This is a genomic window from Acinetobacter sp. I-MWF (genome assembly GCF_025433935.1).
GTDB lineage: Bacteria > Pseudomonadota > Gammaproteobacteria > Pseudomonadales > Moraxellaceae > Acinetobacter > Acinetobacter guillouiae.
In genome coordinates this window covers 623,490-646,680 of sequence record NZ_JAMBAR010000001.1, presented here as the reverse complement: position 1 = coordinate 646,680, position 23,191 = coordinate 623,490, and the positions used below count along the sequence as shown (strand labels likewise).

At 38.4% G+C, this 23,191-nt stretch carries 22 protein-coding genes; 16 read left to right on the top strand and 6 right to left on the bottom strand.

Translation table 11 applies throughout. From position 1 onward, the window contains the following. Nucleotides 1-11: 11 nt before the first annotated feature. From M2R48_RS03160 to secF, 8 genes are all read left to right on the top strand, one after another. Nucleotides 12-581, top strand: coding sequence for a LemA family protein (locus M2R48_RS03160; RefSeq protein ID WP_262085067.1), 570 nt, complete (start codon nt 12-14; stop codon nt 579-581). Between the two features lie 351 nt (nt 582-932). Continuing rightward, a complete protein-coding gene (gene pnuC, locus M2R48_RS03155; protein WP_262085066.1) occupies nt 933-1,649 on the top strand; it encodes a nicotinamide riboside transporter PnuC in 717 nt (238 codons plus the stop codon). Nucleotides 1,650-1,660: 11 nt separating this feature from the next. Further along, on the top strand, nt 1,661-2,674 hold the full coding sequence (locus M2R48_RS03150; RefSeq protein WP_234622434.1) for an AAA family ATPase: 1,014 nt from the start codon (nt 1,661-1,663) through the stop codon (nt 2,672-2,674). Between the two features lie 238 nt (nt 2,675-2,912). Continuing rightward, the gene (locus tag M2R48_RS03145) at nt 2,913-3,329 is read left to right on the top strand and encodes a hypothetical protein (protein WP_056514982.1); all 417 of its coding nucleotides are present in this window, start codon (nt 2,913-2,915) and stop codon (nt 3,327-3,329) included. Nucleotides 3,330-3,604: 275 nt separating this feature from the next. Continuing rightward, entirely contained in the window at nt 3,605-4,735 is a 1,131-nt protein-coding gene (gene tgt, locus M2R48_RS03140) for a tRNA guanosine(34) transglycosylase Tgt (protein WP_096733032.1), read from the top strand. Nucleotides 4,736-4,869: 134 nt separating this feature from the next. After that, complete coding sequence (yajC, locus tag M2R48_RS03135; RefSeq protein WP_004723156.1) at nt 4,870-5,199, top strand: preprotein translocase subunit YajC; 330 nt, start codon at nt 4,870-4,872, stop codon at nt 5,197-5,199. 53 nt (nt 5,200-5,252) lie between these two features. After that, complete coding sequence (gene secD, locus M2R48_RS03130; protein WP_004723158.1) at nt 5,253-7,154, top strand: protein translocase subunit SecD; 1,902 nt, start codon at nt 5,253-5,255, stop codon at nt 7,152-7,154. A 10-nt stretch (nt 7,155-7,164) separates the two neighbouring features. Further along, entirely contained in the window at nt 7,165-8,133 is a 969-nt protein-coding gene (gene secF, locus M2R48_RS03125) for a protein translocase subunit SecF (RefSeq protein ID WP_004723159.1), read from the top strand. Nucleotides 8,134-8,314: 181 nt separating this feature from the next. On the opposite strand, the gene M2R48_RS03120 is transcribed toward secF, so the two are convergent. From M2R48_RS03120 to M2R48_RS03105, 4 genes are all read right to left on the bottom strand, one after another. Beyond that, on the bottom strand, nt 8,315-9,019 hold the full coding sequence (locus M2R48_RS03120) for an XAC2610-related protein (RefSeq protein ID WP_262085065.1): 705 nt from the start codon (nt 9,017-9,019) through the stop codon (nt 8,315-8,317). Nucleotides 9,020-9,147: 128 nt separating this feature from the next. Then, entirely contained in the window at nt 9,148-10,602 is a 1,455-nt protein-coding gene (locus M2R48_RS03115; RefSeq protein WP_151801647.1) for an NAD(P)(+) transhydrogenase (Re/Si-specific) subunit beta, read from the bottom strand. 3 nt (nt 10,603-10,605) lie between these two features. After that, nucleotides 10,606-10,926, bottom strand: a complete 321-nt coding sequence (locus M2R48_RS03110; RefSeq protein WP_004723166.1) for a proton-translocating transhydrogenase family protein — start codon at nt 10,924-10,926, stop codon at nt 10,606-10,608. Nucleotides 10,927-10,937: 11 nt separating this feature from the next. Beyond that, nucleotides 10,938-12,065 carry a Re/Si-specific NAD(P)(+) transhydrogenase subunit alpha gene (locus M2R48_RS03105; protein WP_004723168.1) on the bottom strand — a complete coding sequence of 376 codons (1,128 nt, stop codon included), beginning with the start codon at nt 12,063-12,065 and terminating at the stop codon, nt 10,938-10,940. 930 nt (nt 12,066-12,995) lie between these two features. On the opposite strand from M2R48_RS03105, the gene M2R48_RS03100 reads away from it, so the two are divergent. The 7 genes from M2R48_RS03100 (at nt 12,996) to M2R48_RS03070 (ending at nt 19,759) form a co-directional block, all read left to right on the top strand. Continuing rightward, nucleotides 12,996-13,922 (top strand): DMT family transporter, encoded by a 927-nt coding sequence (locus M2R48_RS03100; RefSeq protein WP_171478416.1) that lies wholly within the window; start codon nt 12,996-12,998, stop codon nt 13,920-13,922. Between the two features lie 24 nt (nt 13,923-13,946). Beyond that, a complete protein-coding gene (locus M2R48_RS03095; protein WP_262085064.1) occupies nt 13,947-14,819 on the top strand; it encodes an LD-carboxypeptidase in 873 nt (290 codons plus the stop codon). 370 nt (nt 14,820-15,189) lie between these two features. Then, nucleotides 15,190-15,621 carry a RidA family protein gene (locus M2R48_RS03090; protein ID WP_262085063.1) on the top strand — a complete coding sequence of 144 codons (432 nt, stop codon included), beginning with the start codon at nt 15,190-15,192 and terminating at the stop codon, nt 15,619-15,621. A gap of 22 nt (nt 15,622-15,643) precedes the next feature. Beyond that, entirely contained in the window at nt 15,644-16,834 is a 1,191-nt protein-coding gene (locus M2R48_RS03085; protein WP_262085062.1) for an MFS transporter, read from the top strand. 500 nt (nt 16,835-17,334) lie between these two features. Beyond that, a complete protein-coding gene (locus M2R48_RS03080; RefSeq protein WP_166783124.1) occupies nt 17,335-17,751 on the top strand; it encodes a lysozyme inhibitor LprI family protein in 417 nt (138 codons plus the stop codon). Between the two features lie 140 nt (nt 17,752-17,891). Next, nucleotides 17,892-18,239 carry a hypothetical protein gene (locus tag M2R48_RS03075; RefSeq protein WP_262085061.1) on the top strand — a complete coding sequence of 116 codons (348 nt, stop codon included), beginning with the start codon at nt 17,892-17,894 and terminating at the stop codon, nt 18,237-18,239. A 257-nt stretch (nt 18,240-18,496) separates the two neighbouring features. Further along, the gene (locus tag M2R48_RS03070; protein WP_262085060.1) at nt 18,497-19,759 is read left to right on the top strand and encodes a mechanosensitive ion channel family protein; all 1,263 of its coding nucleotides are present in this window, start codon (nt 18,497-18,499) and stop codon (nt 19,757-19,759) included. 168 nt (nt 19,760-19,927) lie between these two features. Here M2R48_RS03070 and M2R48_RS03065 read toward each other — a convergent pair whose 3' ends face one another. Continuing rightward, nucleotides 19,928-20,611: a Crp/Fnr family transcriptional regulator gene (locus tag M2R48_RS03065; RefSeq protein WP_244014974.1), complete on the bottom strand. Its 684-nt coding sequence runs from the start codon at nt 20,609-20,611 to the stop codon at nt 19,928-19,930. Between the two features lie 476 nt (nt 20,612-21,087). Here M2R48_RS03065 and M2R48_RS03060 point away from each other — a divergent pair, with 476 nt between their 5' ends. Continuing rightward, the gene (locus M2R48_RS03060) at nt 21,088-21,660 is read left to right on the top strand and encodes an HD domain-containing protein (RefSeq protein WP_244014972.1); all 573 of its coding nucleotides are present in this window, start codon (nt 21,088-21,090) and stop codon (nt 21,658-21,660) included. 166 nt (nt 21,661-21,826) lie between these two features. Here M2R48_RS03060 and M2R48_RS03055 read toward each other — a convergent pair whose 3' ends face one another. Then, the gene (locus M2R48_RS03055; protein WP_262085059.1) at nt 21,827-23,143 is read right to left on the bottom strand and encodes a carbohydrate porin; all 1,317 of its coding nucleotides are present in this window, start codon (nt 23,141-23,143) and stop codon (nt 21,827-21,829) included. Nucleotides 23,144-23,191: the final 48 nt, after the last annotated feature.

Sequence of the window (23,191 nt, the reverse complement as noted above, 5' to 3'; positions counted from 1 at the left end):
GAATAATCAAAATGGGTATAATCATATTTATTGGGATTTTTATTGTTCTGATCGTTTGGGGTATTCTGGTCAGAAATAACATTGTGCGTTATTTCAATGCGACACAACGCGCATGGGCTGAAGTTGCCAACTTTGAACGCCAGAAAGTAAAAACACTGGAAACTTTAGAGCAAACTTTGGCGCAATATACACAGTTTGAAAAATCAACTTTGGAAAAAGTGACCGAGTTACGTCAGCAAATTTTGAATCTAAATCTAAACAATACCGATGTTTCTCAACTGCAACATGTTGAAAAACTCAATCAAGATTTAATGAAAAGTTTAAATGTGGTGGTTGAAAATTATCCTGAACTCAAAGCAGATACTTTGTATTCAAAAATGATGGATGATATTCAAGAACAAAATGAAAATGTCGGTGCAGCAATCACCATCTTTAACCGTAATGTTGAAGAATTTAATAACACCATCGAAATTTTTCCAAACAACATGATCAATACCATTACTTTGGCAAAGAAAACAATTCGTCCATTTTCCGACAATGTGGTCACTCAGAATTTTGATTACAAGCCTAATTTTAATTAGGGTCTGTAGACAATTCGTCTAAGTTTGCGACTACATGTGTTTTTTAGGCGATACTAGGCACGAAATACGACATTTAGTCATTCTAAATGAGTAGTTCGTAACGACGTAGCGGCAAAAAACACGCTAGTCTCAAAGAAATATTGGGAAGGTTCTTTGATCAAACATTACTTGAATAAATACGTAAAAAACAAATACTGGCAATGGATTTATCAACAAGCTTGTTAAAACAATGGTCAACAATCCAGCCCTTGCATGCGATTAAACTAAAATTTCAAATCGTCTGTAGGATTTAAATCGAGTATAAATTACCAGCAAATCACACCAGCAGCATTACTTAGAATTACAAACCCTATGTTGAAAATCTTTTCCAACCATTCCTTTCGCCTTCTTTTCAAAAACTGGAATGTATTTGAAATTGTTTGGCTTTTTAGTTTTATTTTCATCGGCTGTATCATTACTTTAGTTCAACAAGATACATGGTTTAATTTCGTGGTATTACTCAGCGGAATTCTCTGTGTGGTATTGGCAGCAAAAGGCAATATTCTCAATTATAGTTTTGGTTTATTTAATAGCTGTGCTTATGCATGGATTTGCTATAACAACGGCCTTTATGGCGAAATGGGACTGAATCTCTTGTTCTTTGTCCCAACCGCTTTGATCGGCATGCTACTTTGGCAGAAACATACCAAAGAGAAACAATTACAACAGGCCTATACCCTTCGGCAGGTTTATTTGATTTTGATCATCCTGAGCAATATAGGTTGTATTGCGATACTCGGTTATCTGCTTACCCAAATTCCCACTCAAAATACGCCTTATATAGATGCAACCACCAATATTCTTGCAATCACAGCAACGATTTTGATGCTACTGCGTTTTAAAGAGCAATGGTGGTTTTATATTACTTTAAATATCTTCAGTATTTTAATGTGGGCGATCCGAACCCTTGATGGTAGTGGTGATGGTGCAATGATGTTATTGATGTGGTCGGCCTTTCTGATCAATGCCATCTATGGCTACTATAACTGGAACAAACTTGCACAAAACGATTCAAACTCATCCTATTGAATTTAAAAACCATGAAAAAAATCGGACTGACACTCGGTAAATATGCACCCTTACATGCAGGTCATATGCATGTATTTGAAACAGCATTACAAGAAGTGGATGAGCTGTATGTTTTGATCTATCAAAGTTCAATTACAAGCATCCCTTTAAACATTCGCGCCCAATGGATCCGAGATTTATTTCCTCAAATTCATGTAATTGAAGCATGGGATGGGCCTGAGGGATATTCCAATGATCGGGCGTTTGAAATAGAACAAGAAAATTACATCATTCAAAAGCTCAATGGCGTGAAAATTTCGCATTTTTATAGTAGTGAATTTTATGGTGAGCATGTCAGCACTGCACTCAATGCAATTGATCGTAGAGTGGATGAATCACGTCTACAGGTGCCGATCTCCGCTACAATGATTCGAGCAAATGCCTTTCAAAATCGGAAATTTATCCCCAACTGTGTCTATGCAGATTTGATTAGCAAAGTCGTCTTTGTCGGTGCAATGTCTACAGGCAAGTCGACTCTGGTTGAAGCGCTTGCGAAAAAGTATGCAACAACTTTTGCCCCAGAATATGGGCGTGAATATTGGGAAACTCACCAAGTTGATCGTCGTATCGGTTTTGAAGATTTCATTATTATTGCAGATCGTCATATCGCCTATGAAGATCAGGTCACTTTAGATGCAAACCGTTATTTATTTGTAGATACCAACGCGATAACCACAGCGATGTTTTGTATGGATTATCATGGACGATTACCTGAGCACCTCAAACAACTTGCACTCGAAAATGCACAGCGCTATGACTTATTTTTCTTGTGTGAAGATGATATTGCTTATGACGACACTTGGGATCGTAGCGGCCCCCAAAAAAGAGCTATTTTTCATCAGCAAATTATTGCGGATCTCAAACAACGTCGGATTCCATACATCGCTTTAACAGGAAGTTTAGAACAACGGATTGCCAAGGTTGAACAAGTGCTAAATCAGTTTGATAAATTCAACAATTTTTTTGGATCAGCTTTAAAGCCATGATCAGGAATCGATTATGGCGATTGAGTATATTTGACTCGAAACATATCGCCTAAATCACCATGTGGAAATTTGAATAAAAATTCAGCCATAATCCTGTTTATTTTCAATATAAAAAATGACATTTCGATCATTTTCTGATATTTTCAAACCGCTAAAAAATGACTATTTTTAGAACAAAACGATCAACTTAAAATGATCAACTTAATAAAAAGACAATCTAAAGATTGGAGTAAATCAAATGTTAAAAAAATTATTCATGATGTTATGTCTGTGTTTTCTCTGGCAAGCCCCTGCTCAAGCGAAAGGCCTGTTAGTTTTTAATACAGGCGATGAAATGTTTAAAGTTGGCCCATTTCCACAAGAAGTGTTAAGTCAATATGAAGATCTTAAAAGTTTAAATGCAGGGTATAAATGTAGTCACTTTGGAATCTTATGGGCAGATGTCAAAACATGGGACTGCACCTTAGTCGGCATGACCGATGCAGAACCAGATACGTTTTATGAATTACCTGATGATGTCATTTCAACCTTAAGTAAAAACCCTGAATACCAAGAAAATAAAATGCAACGTAATTTTTGGAATCATTATGGAATATTCATCATGATTCTGGGAGTTATCGCCTTGATCATTATCGGTCGTAAGGCAAAAGACTAATTTTCTATCTTGTCCAAATCTAAGCTCAAAAGCGAACCACTATTCGCTTTTGAGCAGCATAAAAATAATACCTTGATATTCAAACAATAATTATTCAACGATAAAAAAATTATTCTCGTATCAATCTATTGATATTCAAGCCGCTAAATCAATAATTTTAAATTTAACATTATGAAAAACAACATGACTGGTATTCGACCATAAAATCAGGGAAAATAGCCCCCTTTTGCAATTATCAATCAGCGAACTGTTTTTTCGCCAGATTTAGGTTATTTATGAAGTTTGAAAAATTAGGTCAGTCGGGGCGTGCTCGTCGTGGTCGTTTAACTTTAGAACATGGTGTGATTGAAACACCTGTGTTCATGCCTGTGGGAACTTATGGCACAGTTAAAGGCATGTTGCCACGCGATATCGAAGATATCAAAGCACAAATTATTTTAGGCAATACCTTCCATCTTTATTTACGTCCTGGACTAGATGTTATCCGTGAACACGGCGGTTTGCATGAGTTTATGAAATGGGGCAAACCGATTCTTACTGATTCAGGCGGCTTCCAAGTCTTCAGTCTGGGTGCTATGCGTAAAATCAAAGAGGAAGGAGTTACTTTCCGCTCACCTATTGATGGTTCAAAAGTCTTTTTATCTCCTGAAATTTCAATGGATATTCAACATACATTGAACTCAGATATTGTGATGATTTTTGATGAATGTACGCCATATCCAGCAACCCATGAAGAAGCACAGAAATCACTTCAACTGTCATTACGTTGGGCAAAGCGTTGTAAAACTCAACATCACGATGTTTTAAAAAATAGAAACGCATTGTTTGGAATCATTCAAGGCGGCATGTATGAAGACCTTCGTGAAGAGTCTTTAAACGGTCTTAAAGAAATTGATTTTGATGGCTTTGCGATTGGTGGTTTATCTGTCGGTGAACCAAAAGAAGAAATGATCAAAGTTTTGGATTATCTGCCTGTAAAAATGCCAGAAGATAAACCACGTTATTTGATGGGTGTGGGTAAACCAGAAGATATCGTCGAAGCAATTCGTCGCGGTGTCGATATGTTCGACTGTGTTATGCCAACTCGAAATGCACGTAATGGTCATTATTTTGTTACCGATGGTCTGGTTCGGATTCGTAACAGCCAATATCGTCATGATCAAAGTCCACTGGATCCACATTGTGACTGTTATACCTGTACCAACTTCACTCGTGCCTATTTATTCCATTTAGAAAAATGCGGTGAAATGCTCGGTTCGATGTTGGGCACGATCCACAATTTACGTTATTACCAACGTTTTACCCAAGATATTCGTGATGCTTTAGATCAGGGAACTTTTGATGAATACGTGACTGATTTCTATCAACGTCGCGGTTTAGAAGTTCCTCCTTGTCCTGCTGACTAATGCCCCAATATAAAGTTGAATTGAAGATTAATTCAACAGTATTTGCGCTGAAACCCAAGACAAGGTAAATTGCTGAACAAGTCAATTTAAAAGCCATGAAAATGGCAGATAATTTTTAACATTAGGAAATTAGAATGAGCTTATTTATTTCTTCTGCTCACGCTGCAGCAGCGCCTGCACAAGGCCCAGGCATGATGGCAAACATATTGATGATTGTAGTATTTGTTGCAATCTTTTATTTTCTCATCTGGCGTCCTCAAGCAAAACGTGCAAAAGAACACCGTACTTTAATCGAAAGCTTAGGTGTTGGCAGTGAAATTGTATTTGCAGGCGGCTTAATGGGTCGTATCCTAAAAATTGATGGCGACTTTGCAGTGGTTGAATTAAGCAAAGGAAATGAAGTCAAAGTTCAACGTGCAAGTGTTATTTCAGTACTCCCTGAAGGCACATTAAATAACCTTTAATCATAAAACGGTCGTGCACTTAGCACGACTTTTTCATTTTAAGAAGAAAGCGAATGCGTTACCCTGCATGGAAATATATATTGATTCTAGTGGTACTAGTGATCAGTACATTATATGCGCTGCCGAGTTTGTATCCTGACGAACCTGCTGTTCAAATTTCTGGTGCCAAGGCTGGTACCACAATTGATCAGTCTGTCATACAAAAAGCAGAGCAAATTTTAAAAAGTGAAAATATTAGCAGTCATGATAATACCTTCACCAACAATGCTGCCCTTCTGCGTTTAAATACGTCTGAAGCACAGTTAAAAGCAAAAGATGTCCTCAGCAAAGGTTTGGGTGAGAACTATACCGTTGCATTAAACCTTGCACCAACCACACCTGAGTGGTTGCAAAAAATTGGCGCTAAGCCAATGAAGCTTGGTTTGGACTTACGTGGTGGTGTTCATTTCTTACTTGAAGTAGATATGGACAAAGCTATTGCACAACGTATGGAAACCTCAGCAACAGACTTACGTCGTGAGTTCCGTGACAATAAGATTAAATTTAATAGTCTTTCATTGAACAACAATACCATTACGATTCAGTTTGCAAATAATGATGACCGTGCAGCGGTAATGGACTTTTTACGTCGTGATGGGAATAAGTTCAATCAACAAGCTTTAGCAACGGATACAGGTTCTACGCTTAAGTTGACTTATAACGATGCGACCAAGCAAGATATTCAATCTTATGCACTTAACCAAAACTTAACCACTTTACGTAACCGTATTAATGAGTTAGGTGTGGCTGAAGCATTGGTACAAAGCCAAGGTAGCAACCGTATTGTGGTTGAATTGCCTGGTGTACAAGATACTGCCGAAGCTAAACGTGTCTTGGGGCGAACTGCAAACCTTGAATTCCGTTTAGTGTCTGATTTAAATGATCAATATATTGACCGTTTCACAGGTAAATATAATGGTCAACCTTTACCGCCAGGTACTGAAGTTTTTGCTTACGAATCTTTGGACAGTGGTCGTGAACTATTATTAAATCGCAGCCGTATCCTTACGGGTGAACGTGTACAAAATGCATCAAGTGGTTTTAGCCAAGATAGTGGTGGCGCTGAAGTAAATATTACTTTAGATACTGCTGGTGGTAAGTTGATGTCAGACGCAACCCGTACTGCTGTTGGCAAACGTATGGCGGTTTTGTTTATTGAAAATAAACAAAAAATCACCTCTGTTGCTGATCCAGTTACAGGTGCAATGACAGAAGTTCGTACCCCATATACTGAATCTGTGGTAATCAATGCTGCAAATATTCAAGCGGTTTTAGGTTCATCTTTCCGTATTACTGGTTTAGATTCTCCTCAAGAAGCGGCTGAACTTGCATTGATGTTACGTGCTGGTGCTTTAGCTGCACCAATGTACTTTGTAGAAGAACGTGTTGTTGGTCCAAGTTTGGGACAAGAGAACATCGATAAAGGCGTATTATCAACGCAAGTTGGTTTCCTGCTTGTTGCAATCTGGATGATCGTGTTCTTCCGTCTATTTGGTTTAATTGCTGATGTAGCATTAGTGATTAACTTGGCAATGCTTCTCACCATCATGTCTTGGATCGGGGCTTCACTGACCTTGCCAGGTATTGCCGGTATCGTAATCACCATTGGTATGGCGGTCGATGCCAACGTACTGATCTGTGAGCGAATACGAGAAGAAATGCGCTGGGGCGCCTCGCCCAAACAAGCCATTATTGCCGGTTATGATCGAGCCTATAACACCATTCTCGACTCAAACTTAACCACATTTTTGGTTGCATTTATTCTGTTTGCTATTGGTACAGGTCCGATCAAAGGCTTCGCTGTAACGCTGATGATTGGTATTATTTGCTCAATGTTTACTGCAATTACAGTAACACGTGCAATTGTCCAATTGGTATATGGCAGAAAACGTAACTTGAATAAGTTGAGCATATAGGAGATCGAAGATGACTGATGTGACTCAACCGAAAAAGAAATATGGTCGCCCTGATGATGAGCATGTAATTAATTTCATGAAGATTGCCAAACCAGCGGCAATCATCTCAATCCTTTTGACCATTGCAAGCATCTTCTTTATTGCAACCAAAGGCTTAAATCTTGGTTTAGATTTTACTGGTGGTGTTTCTGCAGAATTGAACTATCAATATGCGGCAAAACCAGCAGACGTGATTTCTAATTTGGATAAAGCTGGCTTTAAAGATGCAGTTGTACAAACATTAGGTTCAAATAAAGACTTAATTGTACGTATGCCAGCGCAAGACCTTAAAGTTGAAGACTTAAGCAATACCATCACCAAAGCAGTTCAACTGCCGAATAACACTGCTGTTGTTCACAAAGTTGACTCTGTCGGTGGTCAAGTCGGTAATGAGCTATATTTACGCTCTGCAGGTGCTGTAGCGCTTGCGATGCTGCTTATGCTGATCTACGTGACCATTCGCTTCGAGTTTAAACTTGCAGTTGGTGCAGTGCTTTCATTACTGCACGATGTGATCGTAACGATTGGTATTTTTGCAATGATGCAATGGCCATTTGACCTTACTGTTTTAGCGGCTATTCTTGCCTTAATCGGCTTCTCGTTAAACGATAACATTGTTGTATCGGATCGTATCCGTGAAAACTTCCGTAAGATTCGTGGCGCGACACCGTTAGAAATTGTGAATATTGCCTTAACTGAAACCTTAAAACGTACCATTCATACCTCGATGACATTATTGCTGGTTGTACTTGCAATGATGTTCTTGGGTGGTGATGGCTTACACTGGTTCTCAGTTGCCATGTTTATTGGTGTATTTGTAGGTACGTATTCTTCAATCTATATTGGTACCGCATTTGCATTGTGGCGTGGTCTTAACCGTCAAGACTTTATCGTACAAGTTAAACCTGAATTTGAAGATGAAGAGCATATTCCTCACTAAGTTTCAGTTTTAATTAAAAAAGCTCATCTTTGGATGAGCTTTTTTATGCTTAAAATTTAACATCACACTGTAAAGAAGTTGTTCTATTCATAAAACCTTACGCTATCCCACAATTCAGCATCTGTTGATTTACATCATATAGCGATATCAATACAGAATAGGTATACGAGGTAAATTGTGACTACTGAGCATAATATTTTGCTGTTGGATAATACTTGGTCTTTTCCTTCCATTTTCCATTAATCAAATTACGATCTGTGACTTCAACTTGATCACCTTGTGGTGAAGTAGCATCCTCAATAAACTCTCGAACCAGCAATAAACCTTTTCTAGGCACAACTTGATACTCAGAACGAATATGGTAGCAACAGCCACTTTTATTAAAGGTGATGATGCGTTTACGCTTTTTGTCTAGCTCGAACATGCCTAAATTTTCTTGAGTGAGTACAGACAGTTCCTGACTTAAAACAAATTTATTCTTGCTTTGATTAAATACATAAATGTCATACACAGGACCGCCATAAGAACCATAATTGCCGTTTCTAATTGCGAGGTCTTCTGTTCCATCAAAGTTAAAATCATCAAAAATCAAAGGGCTTTGCTCGCCATAAAGCTGTATAACATTAACACTCGGTTTAAACTTTTCGTCCAAATACATGGTCAGTTCATCAGAGTGAAATACTTGAAATACCGCTTTGCTGCCCTTTTTTAATAGTTTTACTTCAGCCTTAGCCCCACACTCATCTTTTGCACATGCAATATCAATTACGGCATCATAGTGTTTCGAGCCATCTTGAATTTCAAAAACTTGTGCATGCGTTATAGACAAGGAAAATGCCAGATAGATGCCAAAGCTGTTACAGATTATTTTAAATGGTTGATTCATCGTTTTTTATTCAGTCAATTTTATCAAAATCATAGCATTAAAATTGCTTAAATAAAAAACCGCCCGAAGGCGGTTAGGCTCCCTCCTTTATCAAAGGAGGGTTGGGGTGGATTTAATCCGATAGCGGCTTAGTGCCCACCACCATTAATTGCTTTTGTCATCTCTTCAACAACTTTCTTGGCATCACCAAAAATCATCATGGTTTTGTCATTGTAGAATAAGTCATTGTCTAAACCTGCATAACCTGTTGCCATAGAGCGCTTGATTACCATAATGGTACGTGCTTTATGTGCTTCAAGAATCGGCATACCATAAATTGGTGAACTTGGATCATCTTTAGCCGCTGGGTTAACAACGTCATTCGCACCAATTACCAGTACAACATCAGTCGCTGGGAAATCAGAGTTGATCTCGTCCATTTCCAAGATGTCTTCATATGCAACATCAGCTTCCGCCAACAATACATTCATATGACCAGGCATACGACCTGCAACTGGATGGATTGCAAAACGAACAGTTACACCTTGCTCTTTCAAGATTTCACACAATTCTTTCACTGCGTTTTGTGCACGACCTTGCGCCATACCATAACCCGGTACAATCACAACGCTGTCCGCATTCGACATCAAGAAGCCAGCATCATCCGCAGAACCAGAACGGTAATTACGTTGAACTTGCTCACCTTTATCAACCGATGCTACAGCCGTACCACCCATCGCACCACCAAACAATACATTGATGATTGAACGGTTCATTGCTTTACACATAATGTAAGACAGAATCGCACCTGATGAACCCACCAGCGAACCCGCAACAATCAGCATGTTGTTTTCAAGTGTGAAACCAATACCTGCCGCAGCCCAGCCAGAGAATGAGTTCAGTAGTGAAACCACCACTGGCATATCACCACCACCGACTGGTGCAATCCAAACCCAACCAAATGCCAATGCCAGTGCAGTCATCGCCCAGAATGCTTGCATATTGCCTGTGGTAAAGAAATACACACCACACGCCAGCATAGCCAGAAAAATGATCGCTTGAACAGGTTTAACCCAAGCACCTGAAATGGTTTTTGCCCATTTCTTTGCAGCTAACTTACCATAAGCAAATACAGATGCAGTAAAGGTAATCGCACCAACGAAGCAACCGACGAATAATTCAAATAAATGAACTTTACTCATATGCGCATGCTGTACACCAGCAGCGGTTAAAGCAGATTCGTTTTGTGCAAACAAAGCAGTCAGTTGGTTATTATGTAAAATTGCAGCAATTGCAATTAATACCGCAGCCAAACCGACAAGTGAGTGCATCAATGCCACTGTTTCTGGCATTTGTGTCATTGGAACTGTACGTGCACGTGCAATACCGACAATTGCACCCAACACCATTGCACCACCAATCATCCATACAACAGGATGATCTGCGACAAAGAATGTGGTGATTACCGCAATCGCCATAGCGATCATACCGTAACGGTTACCAGCAATCGCAGTTTTAGGGCCTGAAAGACCACGTAAGGTTAAGATGAAAAGGACAGCACCTACAAGGTAGAACCAATCCGCATATTCTCGAATAAATTCCATAGATTAGCCCTCTTTTTTCTTTTGTTTTGGCTTAAACATTTCAAGCATACGTGCAGTCACTGCGAAGCCACCAAAAATGTTAATACTTGCCAAGAACACTGCAATTGCACCAAGTACACTAACAACATTCACGGACTGGAATTGTACACTTGCATCTACAACACCAGGAATTCCAACAGTTTGTATCATCGCACCCACAACGATAATTGAGGATAATGCATTGGTTACTGCCATTAACGGCGTATGCAATGCAGGTGTGACACCCCAAACCACGTAGTAACCAACAAAGATGGCTAAGACGAAAATAGTAATAGTTTCAACCATGATGACTCTCCTTAACCACGCTTCAGCAGTACTTGACCGCCATGAGTTACTAGAAGTGCTTTTTGAATTTCGTCTTGTTGATTGATGGCAAAGTTTTTCTCTTGATCAAACAAAGTTTCTACGAAATTGAAAACATTACGTGCATACAGTGCCGAAGCTTCTGTCGATACTGTAGAAGGAATATTTGGAATACCTAAAATCGTCACGCCATTGTCAGTGACAACATTTTCACCGTTCTTAGAACCTTCAACGTTCCCGCCTGATTCAACCGCCATATCTAGGATGATTGAACCTGGTTTCATTTTGGCAACAGTTTCAGCTTTGATTAAGCGAGGTGCATCACGACCTGGCAACAACGCAGTAGTAATCACAATGTCTGCATTTGACACGGCTTTATCTACGATGATGGCTTGGTCTTGAATATATTGCTCGCCTGGCATCCAGCCATAACCATTTTTAGCGGCATCGGCAGCTTTTTGTTTTTCTTCATCAGACATCGGTACATCTAACCACTTACCACCAAGCGATTCGACTTGGTCACGTGCAGTTGGACGTAAATCTGTTGCCTCAACAACTGCGCCTAAGCGTTTTGCAGTTGCAATGGCTTGAAGACCTGCGACACCCACACCCATAATCACGATACGAGCGGGTTTCACAGTACCTGCAGCAGTCATCAGCATTGGGAACATACGTTGATATTCCGCAGCGGCCAATAATACCGACTTATAACCTGCAAGGTTGGCTTGAGAAGACAATACATCCATATTTTGCGCACGAGACAGTGTTCGTGGCAAAAGCTCTAACGCAAATGCAGACACTTGTTGTGACGCAAATTGGTCAAGTTCAGTATTACGGTATGGGTCAAACATAGCTACCACAGCTGTTCCTGCGGCAAGCTTTTGAATTTCCTCACCTTGTGGTGCACGAACTTTCAAAATAATTTGACTACCTGTATAGGCATCATCTGTAATTTTAGCGCCGACTTGTTCATAAGCACTGTCAATATAAGCCGCTTTTTTACCAGCGCCTCGTTCAATGACAATACTATGACCAGCACTAATCAACTTTTTTACTGTCTCTGGCGTAGCGGCGACGCGGTTTTCACCGACGACAGATTCTTTTGGGATTCCAATCTGCATGAGCGTTCCTCAAGCTAATTTTTCTTCAAGTAAACATCGTAAATAACCCGATGTTTCCCCCAGATGCGTTGTTATGAATTTTTGGATTCTAATTGAACTTTTTTAAAATACCACCCAATATTTATTTAATAAATACCCATATTTTGAACTGATGATTCATAAATATAATTGTGCGACATACCCTATATTCAATTTATTGTATTTTTCTCGTATTATCCTGCTCAGTTTTTTTGACATATCCTGTCTCCAATTTTTAAAAACGATGTTTTTTTAAGCTTATTAGCATATTTTAGGCTGCTCACCCTACCCTACTGATTGGCATTTACAGCAGTATGATTCACTTTTAAGCATTCCAGCTTGCTGTTTAAATACTCCATAAAACAATAGATTTAGCACAAAAACCAACATCTCTATTGACCTTTCTGACAAATTACATGGTTTTTTTATCAGCTTATATTGGCCTTTTCTATCATTTTTTCCGTCAAAAATGTAAGTCGGTTTTTATTACATTTTTTAATTTCATTAATAAAAAAAAGTACTTGGAATAACCATTAGAATTACCCTAGAACTGAGTCTAAAGCAATTACAAAAAATTTTAGTTTTTTTTTATTTGCCATTTTGTCAGTTAATAATACTCGAACAGCTTGAACCAACCATTACGATGTTGCACCTTTTTTGTGCAAAAAAAAGCATATTGAATTTGAGCAGTTTATAAACAAGGATCTCAAGGTTGATTTTTATACAATTTTTATTTCAATCTATTTTAATGCTACTTAAATCCACACAAAAAGACGTAAGCAAGTGTGTTTTATATTCCTTTTATTGCGCCAATTCATTCTTTTTTTGTATTTCCACTGATTGAAAACAACATTTATACTGCTTGTTCAAATTTACATGTCGTATAGCGACATCGTCAATGCAGTCAAATTCATGAAACTTTCTTTATCCAGTACCCAACTCGGTTCGATTTTCGCACTTGGTGCGGCTTTCTTATTTAGTACCAAAGCTATTTTTATTAAACAGGCTTACGCATTATCACCATTGGTTGACAGCACCGTGCTTATGGCATTGCGAATGGCAAGTGCCCTGCCTTTTTTCCTTTTACTGTGTTGGTTCAATCGCCATCATAATAAAAATATGACAGGAAAAGACTGGGCTTTATTGGTTGCTGCAGGTTTGATGGGCTATTATCTTTCAAGTTGGCTCGACTTCGCTGGTCTGATGTATATCAGTGCTTCGTTAGAACGTATTATTTTATTTCTCTATCCAACACTGACAGTGATTGCCACAAGCTTTATTTATAAGCAAAAACTCAACTTTAGAACCATACTAGCGATTGCATTAAGCTATGGTGGTACAGTGATTGTGATGCTACAAGAGCAAAGCACAGTACCGCATGAAGGAAATTTCTGGCTAGGCGTGAGTTTAGTCTTTGCCAGTGCGGTCTGTTTTGCGACGTACTTACTCATGACCCCACGTTTAATTCAAAAATTTGGTTCATGGAATTACACAGGTTTGGCATTAAGCATTGCATGTTTTGGTACGCTAACCCATTTTATTATTGCAACACCCCAGCCGATTCAACTGCTTACTCAACTTCCGACACAAGTCATTTGGTATGGTATTGCCTTAGGCTTATTGGTGACGGTTTTACCGACGATTTTGGTCGCGCAAAGTATTTCTCGTTTAGGTGCTGCACAAGCAGCTATGATTGGTTCGATTGGCCCGATCCTAACCATTATTTTAGCTGTGGCTTTGCTCGGTGAGCATATGAATGCGATACAATGGTTTGGTTGTTTACTGAATATCATCGGTGTCATGATGATTACTTTGTCTAAAAAGAAACTTGCACACTAAATTGTGCGGAAGCTTGGAAGGAATATGCATTTTAAAATTGTATCGCCGAGTGCCTGTGTAGATGTTGAAAATATCCAGTTGGCACAGTCGCATTTGGAACAGTTAGGTCATACAGTCAGTTTGGGTGAACATGTATTTTCACAACATCGCTATTTGGCAGGTACAGTTGAACAACGTATTCAAGATTTAAAACAAGCATGTTTAGATCCAGATATTGATGCAATTTGGTGTGGTCGTGGTGGTACTGGCGCTGCAATGTTATTGCCATTTTTAGGTGAGTGGATTTTAAATAAACCCATTATTGGTTATTCAGATACCACTGTGTTATTAAACTATATTGCGATGCATCATGGACAATCTTTACATGCGCCTGTATTTCAGGAAATTGCCGTTAAAAATTTAGACAATAGTCCTCTGTCGTATGATGCTTTAAAAACCATCAGCCTGTTATCTGCGGATATAAACCAACACGGTCATTATCCCTTATCCAGCGCAAATGGTTTTGCTCAAGATCAGCACATTGAAGATGTTAAAATCTTAGGCGGAAATCTTACTGTACTGTGTACTTTACAAGGCACACCGTCTGCCTTAAAACTGAATCAGCCGAGTGTTTTACTGATTGAAGATGTAGGCGAACCCTATTATCGAATTGAACGTTCATTGACTCAGCTCCTACAAAGTATTGATACTTCAAACTTAAAGGCTTTGGTCTTGGGTGATTTTTATCAATGCCCACAAAAAAATGTCCCGCAAAGTATTGTTGAGATTGTGAAAGAACATCTCGATCCACTGCACATCCCACTTTACCAGTGTGACTGGTTTGGTCATGGTGAAGTCAACCGTCCATTTTGGTTAGGGAAAACGGGCAAGATTGTAGATTCACAACTCATTATTTAACGGCTAGGTTATTTAATAACTGGGGTATTTTAGTACAGGGCTATTTCAGCTCATTGAATATAAAAATAGCCAATAACTTGCTTAAGATAGGCCTCTACGAAATCCTAGTCAGTGCTTACTGGGATTTCCTAAGAGCATCAAAGCAAAGATAAACAAACTATATACTTTTAATCCTGAGCAATACTTCACTTGCATAGTGCTTCTTCTGATCACTTTTCTATATGACGGTTTTCTTGTTTAACAGCCCCTTGATTGTTCATTCATAAATACGATCAGTTGCTTCGGTTTTTTCTTGGCATTTTCACTTGACCTTAAGTTAACTTGAGCTTTGATACTGACGGAAATTTCCAGTCAATCAAAAGAGTCATCCATGCATTCCAGATCAGAATCCGCGCAGATCAAATCGTTCCAAATGATTAACCCAAATACACTTTATAATCCAACAGCATTTGCGTATAGTCATGTGGCTGAAGTACGCCATTATTTGCGTATTTTGCATATATCTGGACAAGGTGGTGAAAACCAACAAGGACAATTATCCCAAGATTTTGCACAACAAGTTCATCAAGCTTTTGTCAATCTGCAACATGCCCTACAAGCGGCTGATGCATCATTATTGGATATTGCTGTTTTAAGAGTGCTTGTGGTCGATCACAGTACCAAAAAACATCAGTTTTTAATTCAGGAAATGCAACAACTTTGGAAAGATCAACCTTTCCCTGCGTGTACACTGATTCCTGTCCCGTGTCTTGCTTTACAAGGAATGCTCATTGAAATTGAAGCAACTGCCTATTGTATGTAACTCCAAGAACTAGGATATTTTTATGAATGCTCAACTCGATATTAGCCAAAATAAAGCATTACTTTGGCTGATGGCGATTGCCTGCGGTTTATGCGCAGGAGCAAACTATTATAGTCAGCCGCTGATTCACTCGATTCAACTCTATTTCAACATGCCAGAATCACAAGTGGCACTTACAGTGACCTTTGCCCAAGTGTCTTATGCACTTGGTCTTTTATTCATTGTGCCCATGGGTGATATTGTCAATAAAATCAAATTTATTCCTTGGTTAATGTTTTGTGCTGCGATTGGTTTATTGATGTGTGCTTTTGCTGTCAATTTACCCATGCTTTGGGTTGGCACAATTATTACAGGTCTATTTTCAGTTGCGGCTCAGGTGTTAATTCCACTTGCAACGATGGCAGTTAAACCTGAAAAAACAGGAGAAGTTGTTGGCTTTTTAATGAGTGGACTATTGGTTGGGTTATTACTTTCCACCAGTCTTGCAGGTTTGTTATCTAACCTGTTTAACTGGAAACTGATTTACTTTGTCAGTGCGGTATTAATGTTGATTCTTGCCTATTTATTGAAAAAACGTCTGCCACATGTACCTGTGTTTAAAATGAGTTATGGCAAAATTTTCTACTCGATGGGTGTGCTGTTAAAAGAAGAACGTCGTTTGGTCTATCGTGCAATTATTGGTGGCTTTGCATTTGCAGCCATGAGTATTTTATTTTCAACGATTGCTGTTTTACTGACTTCTGAACCGTTTAAATTACCTGATGTTTTGGTTGGTGTTGCAACGATCATTGGGGTATTTGGTGCTTTAGCCACTGCAAAAATTGGTAAAATTGCAGACCGTGGACATACCAGTATCCTGACATGGATTGGGGTAGCGTTGATGATCGTCAGTTGGGCGCTGCTTTATTTCGGTGGAAAATACCTCATCAGTTATATTTTAGGTTACGGCCTAATTAGCTTTGGGCTCGCTGTGGTTCATACCAGCAATCAAAATATTATTTTCCGTTTACGCCCAGATGCCAAATCTCGGATTAACTCTATCTATATGACAGCCTATTTCACAGGTGGTGCATGTGGTTCTGCTTTAGGGGTTTATGCATGGCATCATGGAGGTTGGACCATGACTTGTCTGGTGGGTGTATGTCTGGTTATGGGTTCTGCACTATTTTCTCTGCTAGATCGCCTATATCTCAATAGAGCACAGACCATTTAAAGCATTCTAAAATCAAAATCCTTCAAAATTTGAGGGATTTTGATTTTTAAGAGACTTATTGTTTTAATAAAAATACGGACACCCAAATCATTCTATTTGAATAATATTCACTGTAACTATTGTGTGAAAAAACCGATCATAATATATTCACATCAATAGTCTGCGATAAAATTCCAAAAAATGCGATGTACACAATTTCAATTTAAATGGATATACGGGTTACTATCTTGAAGCTATATGAATAAACAGTTGAGGAGCAGTAATTATACGGAAGATAAATCTCAGAGCTTTAAAGAAATTCGTACAGGACAATCTGTGTTTTTGAGAAAAAACATCCAAATATCCATGATTATTCAAATTTAAAGTTGATACACTTTGGTCAAAATGATACCCCTGTTTATCTTTGCTAATGCGTGATTGACGATACTCAAGCAAGGTTTTATTCAGCTCACACAGCAGCCAGCATTCATCCTGATAGATCAATCAAGAGTTTATCCTTTATGAAAAAAATACGATTAGCATGCTTACCAATCAGTTTTTTATGTACTTTTTCAAGCTTGGTCTTCGCTGCACCAATAGGAAATGAAAACTTATTAAGCCAAGCTTTTATAAACTGTGACAACAGTGCCCAAGGTATTATAGAACAGGCAACTTGTCTAAAAGATGAGGCTGAACGTCAAGATGCACGATTGAATAGTACCTATAAAAAATTACAATCGCATTTGAGTGCTACCCAGAAAACAAAACTGGTTGCATCACAACGCATTTGGCTACAATCACGTCAAAGTGATGCTGAACTGGAAACAACGCTGTATGGTCAATCACAGCCAGACAACTTGCAAACTGAACTTAATGATATACAGCGTATCGCAGGCCGTACTGCACAATTGCAACGCTATCTGAATTTACTTCAATAATGCGAATCAAAGCATAGAGATATTCAAGAACGAACATCGAGATCAAGATAAAACTAAAGGTCAAATATATGAAAAAATTTAAAACTACTACATTGTTGTTCATATCTCTTCTTCCTTTTGCAGCTTTTGCCGATGATGAAATGTCTCGTCCCCTTCCAGATGATTCTTATATTCATGCCAAATTAAGCAGCAGTTATAGCCAATGTATCAAGCAAAGCGGTGCAGTAACATTTGAAATGCAAAGCTGTATGGACCAAGAATATGCCCAACATAAGAACCGCGTTCAACAGGCCTTTGCCAAAATCATCAGTCGTCCAGACAGTGTGAAAAAAGACCGGCAGATGGATGAAATCGCAGCATGGTGGGAAAACACCGACAAGTATTGTAATTGGGATCCGAAAACCGAAGGACAAGGACAAATGTTAGATGCACAGTCTTGCCGTCTAAACCGTATTGCCAATCTTGCGGATAAAATCAGCCACTATTGAGTCTCACAAATTAAAACTTAGCATCCCATCGTATTCAATAAAGTACTGTTGATTGGCATATTGTGATCCGTGAAACTGGGTTTATCTATGCCCAACGGTTGCATACTTATCTTCACATACTCACTTGGACTTTCTGAGAGTCTGTCAATCTTGTTGAGTAAGTAATTGATGACCGAATGTAGCTAAAAAGTATTTTTATAAATTATTGTCATTCACAATCAATACAATAGCGTATCTGCTATTTTGAGGTTGTACTTTTGGATAAATTTGCCTTCTTAAAGAATATTCAGGAATGGTCTGATCAGTATCCATGGCTAGAGATGCTAACATCATTATCCATTCTAATTTTTTTCGCCTTTGTCGCAAATTATATTGCAAAACAAGTTGTTGTTCGTGGGATACGTAAACTTATTTCAAAAATGAAGTTTGCACACAGTGAAATTTTTTCCCAGCATAGTGTTATCCGCAGAGTGGCGAATATTGTTCCTGCCATTGTTATTTTAAATGGTATAACCACAGTTCCACATTTGTCCTTAAAAGCGGTTGGCCTGATACAAATGGCTGCACAGGCGTTTATCTTCCTGACCATTGCACTGGCCATCAGTGAACTTTTAAATGTCTTTAATCTGCTTTATCAACGTAATCCAAAATCACTGAATAAGCCCATCAAAGGCTATCTTCAACTGATCAAGCTGATTCTGTTTATCGTTTGTGGTCTGCTGATCTTAGGTACCTTCTTAAAGAAAGATGTTTTTACCCTGCTTGCTGGTTTTGGTGCGATGGCAGCGGTATTGTTACTGGTTTTTCAAAATACAATTCTGTCCTTGGTGGCATCGGTGCAAATCTCTTCCTACGATATGGTTCGTATCGGTGACTGGATTGAAATGCCAACATTAAATGCAGATGGTGATGTTATTGATATGTCCTTACATACCATTACCGTACAGAATTTTGATAAAACCTTTACCACAATTCCGACCAATAAGTTGGTGACGGACACCTTTAAAAACTGGCGTGGGATGAAATTGTTGGGGGCGAGACGCATTAAGCGCTCAATCTTTATTGATCAAACCAGCATTCATTTTATTACCCATGAAGAACAACAGAAATTAAAAGCGTTCCTGTTACTGGATCAATATCTGGATAATAAACAATCTGAATTGGACAGCTTTAATCAACAATTTGAAGATCAGTCAGTTTATAACCAGCGCCGCCTAACCAATATTGGAACATTTCGGGCCTATGTCGAGTTCTACTTAAAACAACACGCTGGTATTGCTAAAAACCAATCCCTAATTATCCGTCAGTTACAACCAACGAGGGAGGGATTACCGCTGGAAATCTATGCATTTGCCAATACAACGGTATGGAATGATTATGAAGCAATCCAGTCTGATATATTTGACCATCTGATGGCAATTATCCCTGAATTTGGGCTAAAAATTTATCAGGCTCCTTCTGGTTCAGATTTACGTTCATTGTCAAAACATGCTGAAAGTAGTTCGGAACTTCTGTCCTGAGTTGTTCATTTACATCAAAAAAGCCCATGCGGTAACCATGGGCTTGCTTGCAATGAAAGAAGAAGGTTTGTAGCGTCCTCCATAATCAATTCAAAGCATAAACTTGACGGCTAAAACCCTCACTAAATATCTTGAACATAATTCTATTTTTATTTCACCGCTATCTAATTATAAAAGGTCTATCGGTTCTATTTCAGCGAGATAGTCATTATCCAAAACTTTTAACGTTTTATTTTTAAGCTGAATGATGTTTAAGTCTGATAAATCTTTTAAAATCCGATTTAGCTGTCTGGTCGAAATTCCTAACATAGCAGCAATAGAATCACGTTTTTCCAAGTGAATCATACTCCCCTCCATTTCCACCCTAATTGCTAAATATTTACGTACTTTTATAAATGCTGGAAGCGTTGCATTTGTTAACAGTTGAGTAGAAGCATATAATTTTTGACTGAGATGAGAGCAGATAAAACGTAGAAAAGCTGGATCGTTAAACGCATATTGCTCAATTTTGTTCAGGGATATCTCGAGAATATCCGCTTTTGAAATCGCAGTCACCGTACTTACTGTACCTATATCTCTATCTAAAAAAAGCTCTAAATCACCAATCACGGAAAAAGCCCTTTCAATAGAGAATACGGCACAACTCCCATCTTTTTGGTAATGTTCTACTTGTAATTTTCCATTCACAAGTAAATAGAGGCTACTTAGCGAGCTTCCTTGTGCAAGCAGATACTCACCTGCTTCTATTTGTTTTAATAAGAAATTTTCTAACAATATTGGAGAAAAATAACGCGATAAAAAAAACTTATCGATATAATTCTGTATTAATTCATCATTACTACTAGTCCTCATCTTTCACGACTCTTCATTCAAAACTATCTATATTTTCAAAGTCTTTATCAATATTTGAAACCTATACTGGGCCTAGATAATAGGTAATAAACAGTGACATGACCCAAGTTATCTTCTTGAGACAAGGTATTTTACGGTCAATATAAAAAAAGGTCATCTGTCCTTTTTTTAATTTATCTTGAAGCATAAGCTGTAGACCACTCCAATAGCCAAAGTTGTGTCACGATGAGCCCCTTACTGATCCATATACAATGCTTCGGCTGATAAATTTACAATGCAGCGATCAACGCATATGCCTGAATTGAAGATGTTAGCAAAAAGTCATCTGGATATTATGTTATTGATTGCTTCTATTTAATACATAAGCCTGTAGCTGCTCTCGTAGTAACCAGAATCAAAACAGATTACTTTAAAAAGCATTTATTAAGCTTATTAAAAGTAAAAATCTATAATTTTGATAGGAATAAGAAACCGAAATGAATACTGACATTATTAAAGGTCGTCTACTCTTTTTGAAAGAGGCTGAAAACCTGAAAAATATAATGCGTTCCTCTCATACCTCTAAAGGTAGAATTGAAAGTACAGCCGAGCATACATGGAGGCTTGCCCTGTTAGCTCTTGTATTTGAAGATGAATTAAAATATCTAAACTTTTCAAAGGTTTTAAAGATGTGTCTTGTTCATGATTTAGGCGAGACAATCAATGGTGATGTTCCAGCGACTGAAAAGAAAAACCATCCAGATAAAGACGTTCAAGAACGTAACGATCTATTATTACTTACTCAATCCCTAGATGCTCCCCTAAGAAACACCATACTTGGGTTATGGGAAGAATATGAAGCTGGTCTAACGCAAGAAGCTGTTGCAGTAAAGGCTTTGGATAAGCTAGAAACAATTTTACAGCATAATCAAGGAATTAATCCTGATGACTTTGATTATGAATTTAATCTTAGCTATGGTGAAAAATATACAGATAAACATCCATTATTTAAAAGTATCCGTGCCCTCATGGATACAGAAACAATGCAAAAAATTAATAACAGTAAATAGAGATAAAAAGCCCATGCTCTAACCATGGGCTTGCTTGCTATAAAAAACTATATCATTTATAAATTCACACCTTTAATAGCGACAGATTTTATTGTGTCAGATAATTGACAAATTAAAACTGAGTCTAGAAGTCAACTCAGTTTTAATAGTTAAGCGTATTCAATATTTAGAAATTCATATTAAATTTCACCCCACCGACCCATGCATCACCATAGGCTTTATTGGCACCAATATTTTTTACATATTGAATATTTGGACGTACTGTCAACCAACGAGTCGCTTTTAAGCCATAATAAATTTCTGCATCCAATTCATCATCAAACTTTTCATTCTCGACTTTGCCATTAAATTTGATCGCATCAGTATTTACCCCAATCCGTGCTAATCCGATTCCAATTTCATCGCTTGGGCGAGCATCAAATAATCCCTTATAGACCACTGCAATATTTTGCGCATCGCTATATGCACTGGTTTTGTCATCATAAAAAGTGGCTTGTCCCATCAGGGTCAAACCACGAGATTCATCGCCATGATGGCGAGTCAATTGTTGCTTTGCTGAAAGCCATGCAGCCCATTTATGATGATCAGCATCAAATTTTTGGGAGATTCCCGGAGCAGAATAATCCACCTGAACATTCTGCGTATCCACCGTACTTACAAAATATCCAAGTCGGTACTCTCCTGGTAAACTCAAATTGTTACTGGTTTTTTTTGGTTGCCAGACAATTTCCAATGGAATCACTGCACCATCTGAGCCATCTGTACTTAAGTTAAAACCATCACTGGCAGTAGTCGCATTGGCGTTGACCGTATTACGTTCATAAATTCCCATTTGAACGGCCAATTCTGGGTGAATATTGTATTTAACTCTTCCTGCCCATTGGCTGACAGGACCGTTATACCATTGATCTCCAGCCCAATTGGCAACCTGTCCACCACATAAAGCAAGGTTTTGAAATTCACAATCAAAACCTGCAAAGTCTTCACCAATACCAAAACGCCCTAGTTTTACATCCAATCGCTGATCTACAAATTTTTTCTTAATCCATAAGTCTGTTAAACGCCAAGTTTGTCCTCGACCATAGACTTCTTGAGTTTGGTTAAATTGAGGTGCCATAACATCCGCTTCAGTATTCAGGGCTTTTCCACCACGATGGGTAATGACAATTTTTGCTTCTGTATCACGCCAACCCAATATCTTATTTAAATCAAAGTTTGCACCAAAAGCCCACTGATCAGCATAAGCATTGCCCTTACCATCACGATCTGCATTGATGACACCTGCGAACTCACCTGTATAACCGATATTAAAGTCATAGCCTTGGTCCTTTAACTCAGTTCTTTTACCATTCCAATCTCCAAACATCCATGGGCTATCTACACGAAAAGCATCTGCTGCCATGGCAGAGCTCATCGTTAAACCACTTGATAATGCAAGGATTGCGAAGTGTACTTTTCTACGGCTTCCATTTTGAATTTTCATTGTATTGTCCTTAATCCTATAATTTTCGCCTTTTATTATTAAATGGCG

What these genes read in the sequence shown, in the direction of transcription:
- M2R48_RS03160 (WP_262085067.1), top strand. Translation starts at nt 12, where the DNA reads ATGGGTATAATCATATTTATTGGGATTTTTATTGTTCTGATCGTTTGG.
- pnuC (WP_262085066.1), top strand. Translation starts at nt 933, where the DNA reads ATGTTGAAAATCTTTTCCAACCATTCCTTTCGCCTTCTTTTCAAAAAC.
- M2R48_RS03150 (WP_234622434.1), top strand. Translation starts at nt 1,661, where the DNA reads ATGAAAAAAATCGGACTGACACTCGGTAAATATGCACCCTTACATGCA.
- M2R48_RS03145 (WP_056514982.1), top strand. Translation starts at nt 2,913, where the DNA reads ATGTTAAAAAAATTATTCATGATGTTATGTCTGTGTTTTCTCTGGCAA.
- tgt (WP_096733032.1), top strand. Translation starts at nt 3,605, where the DNA reads ATGAAGTTTGAAAAATTAGGTCAGTCGGGGCGTGCTCGTCGTGGTCGT.
- yajC (WP_004723156.1), top strand. Translation starts at nt 4,870, where the DNA reads ATGAGCTTATTTATTTCTTCTGCTCACGCTGCAGCAGCGCCTGCACAA.
- secD (WP_004723158.1), top strand. Translation starts at nt 5,253, where the DNA reads ATGCGTTACCCTGCATGGAAATATATATTGATTCTAGTGGTACTAGTG.
- secF (WP_004723159.1), top strand. Translation starts at nt 7,165, where the DNA reads ATGACTGATGTGACTCAACCGAAAAAGAAATATGGTCGCCCTGATGAT.
- M2R48_RS03120 (WP_262085065.1), bottom strand. Translation starts at nt 9,019, where the DNA reads ATGAATCAACCATTTAAAATAATCTGTAACAGCTTTGGCATCTATCTG.
- M2R48_RS03115 (WP_151801647.1), bottom strand. Translation starts at nt 10,602, where the DNA reads ATGGAATTTATTCGAGAATATGCGGATTGGTTCTACCTTGTAGGTGCT.
- M2R48_RS03110 (WP_004723166.1), bottom strand. Translation starts at nt 10,926, where the DNA reads ATGGTTGAAACTATTACTATTTTCGTCTTAGCCATCTTTGTTGGTTAC.
- M2R48_RS03105 (WP_004723168.1), bottom strand. Translation starts at nt 12,065, where the DNA reads ATGCAGATTGGAATCCCAAAAGAATCTGTCGTCGGTGAAAACCGCGTC.
- M2R48_RS03100 (WP_171478416.1), top strand. Translation starts at nt 12,996, where the DNA reads ATGAAACTTTCTTTATCCAGTACCCAACTCGGTTCGATTTTCGCACTT.
- M2R48_RS03095 (WP_262085064.1), top strand. Translation starts at nt 13,947, where the DNA reads ATGCATTTTAAAATTGTATCGCCGAGTGCCTGTGTAGATGTTGAAAAT.
- M2R48_RS03090 (WP_262085063.1), top strand. Translation starts at nt 15,190, where the DNA reads ATGCATTCCAGATCAGAATCCGCGCAGATCAAATCGTTCCAAATGATT.
- M2R48_RS03085 (WP_262085062.1), top strand. Translation starts at nt 15,644, where the DNA reads ATGAATGCTCAACTCGATATTAGCCAAAATAAAGCATTACTTTGGCTG.
- M2R48_RS03080 (WP_166783124.1), top strand. Translation starts at nt 17,335, where the DNA reads ATGAAAAAAATACGATTAGCATGCTTACCAATCAGTTTTTTATGTACT.
- M2R48_RS03075 (WP_262085061.1), top strand. Translation starts at nt 17,892, where the DNA reads ATGTCTCGTCCCCTTCCAGATGATTCTTATATTCATGCCAAATTAAGC.
- M2R48_RS03065 (WP_244014974.1), bottom strand. Translation starts at nt 20,611, where the DNA reads ATGAGGACTAGTAGTAATGATGAATTAATACAGAATTATATCGATAAG.
- M2R48_RS03060 (WP_244014972.1), top strand. Translation starts at nt 21,088, where the DNA reads ATGAATACTGACATTATTAAAGGTCGTCTACTCTTTTTGAAAGAGGCT.
- M2R48_RS03055 (WP_262085059.1), bottom strand. Translation starts at nt 23,143, where the DNA reads ATGAAAATTCAAAATGGAAGCCGTAGAAAAGTACACTTCGCAATCCTT.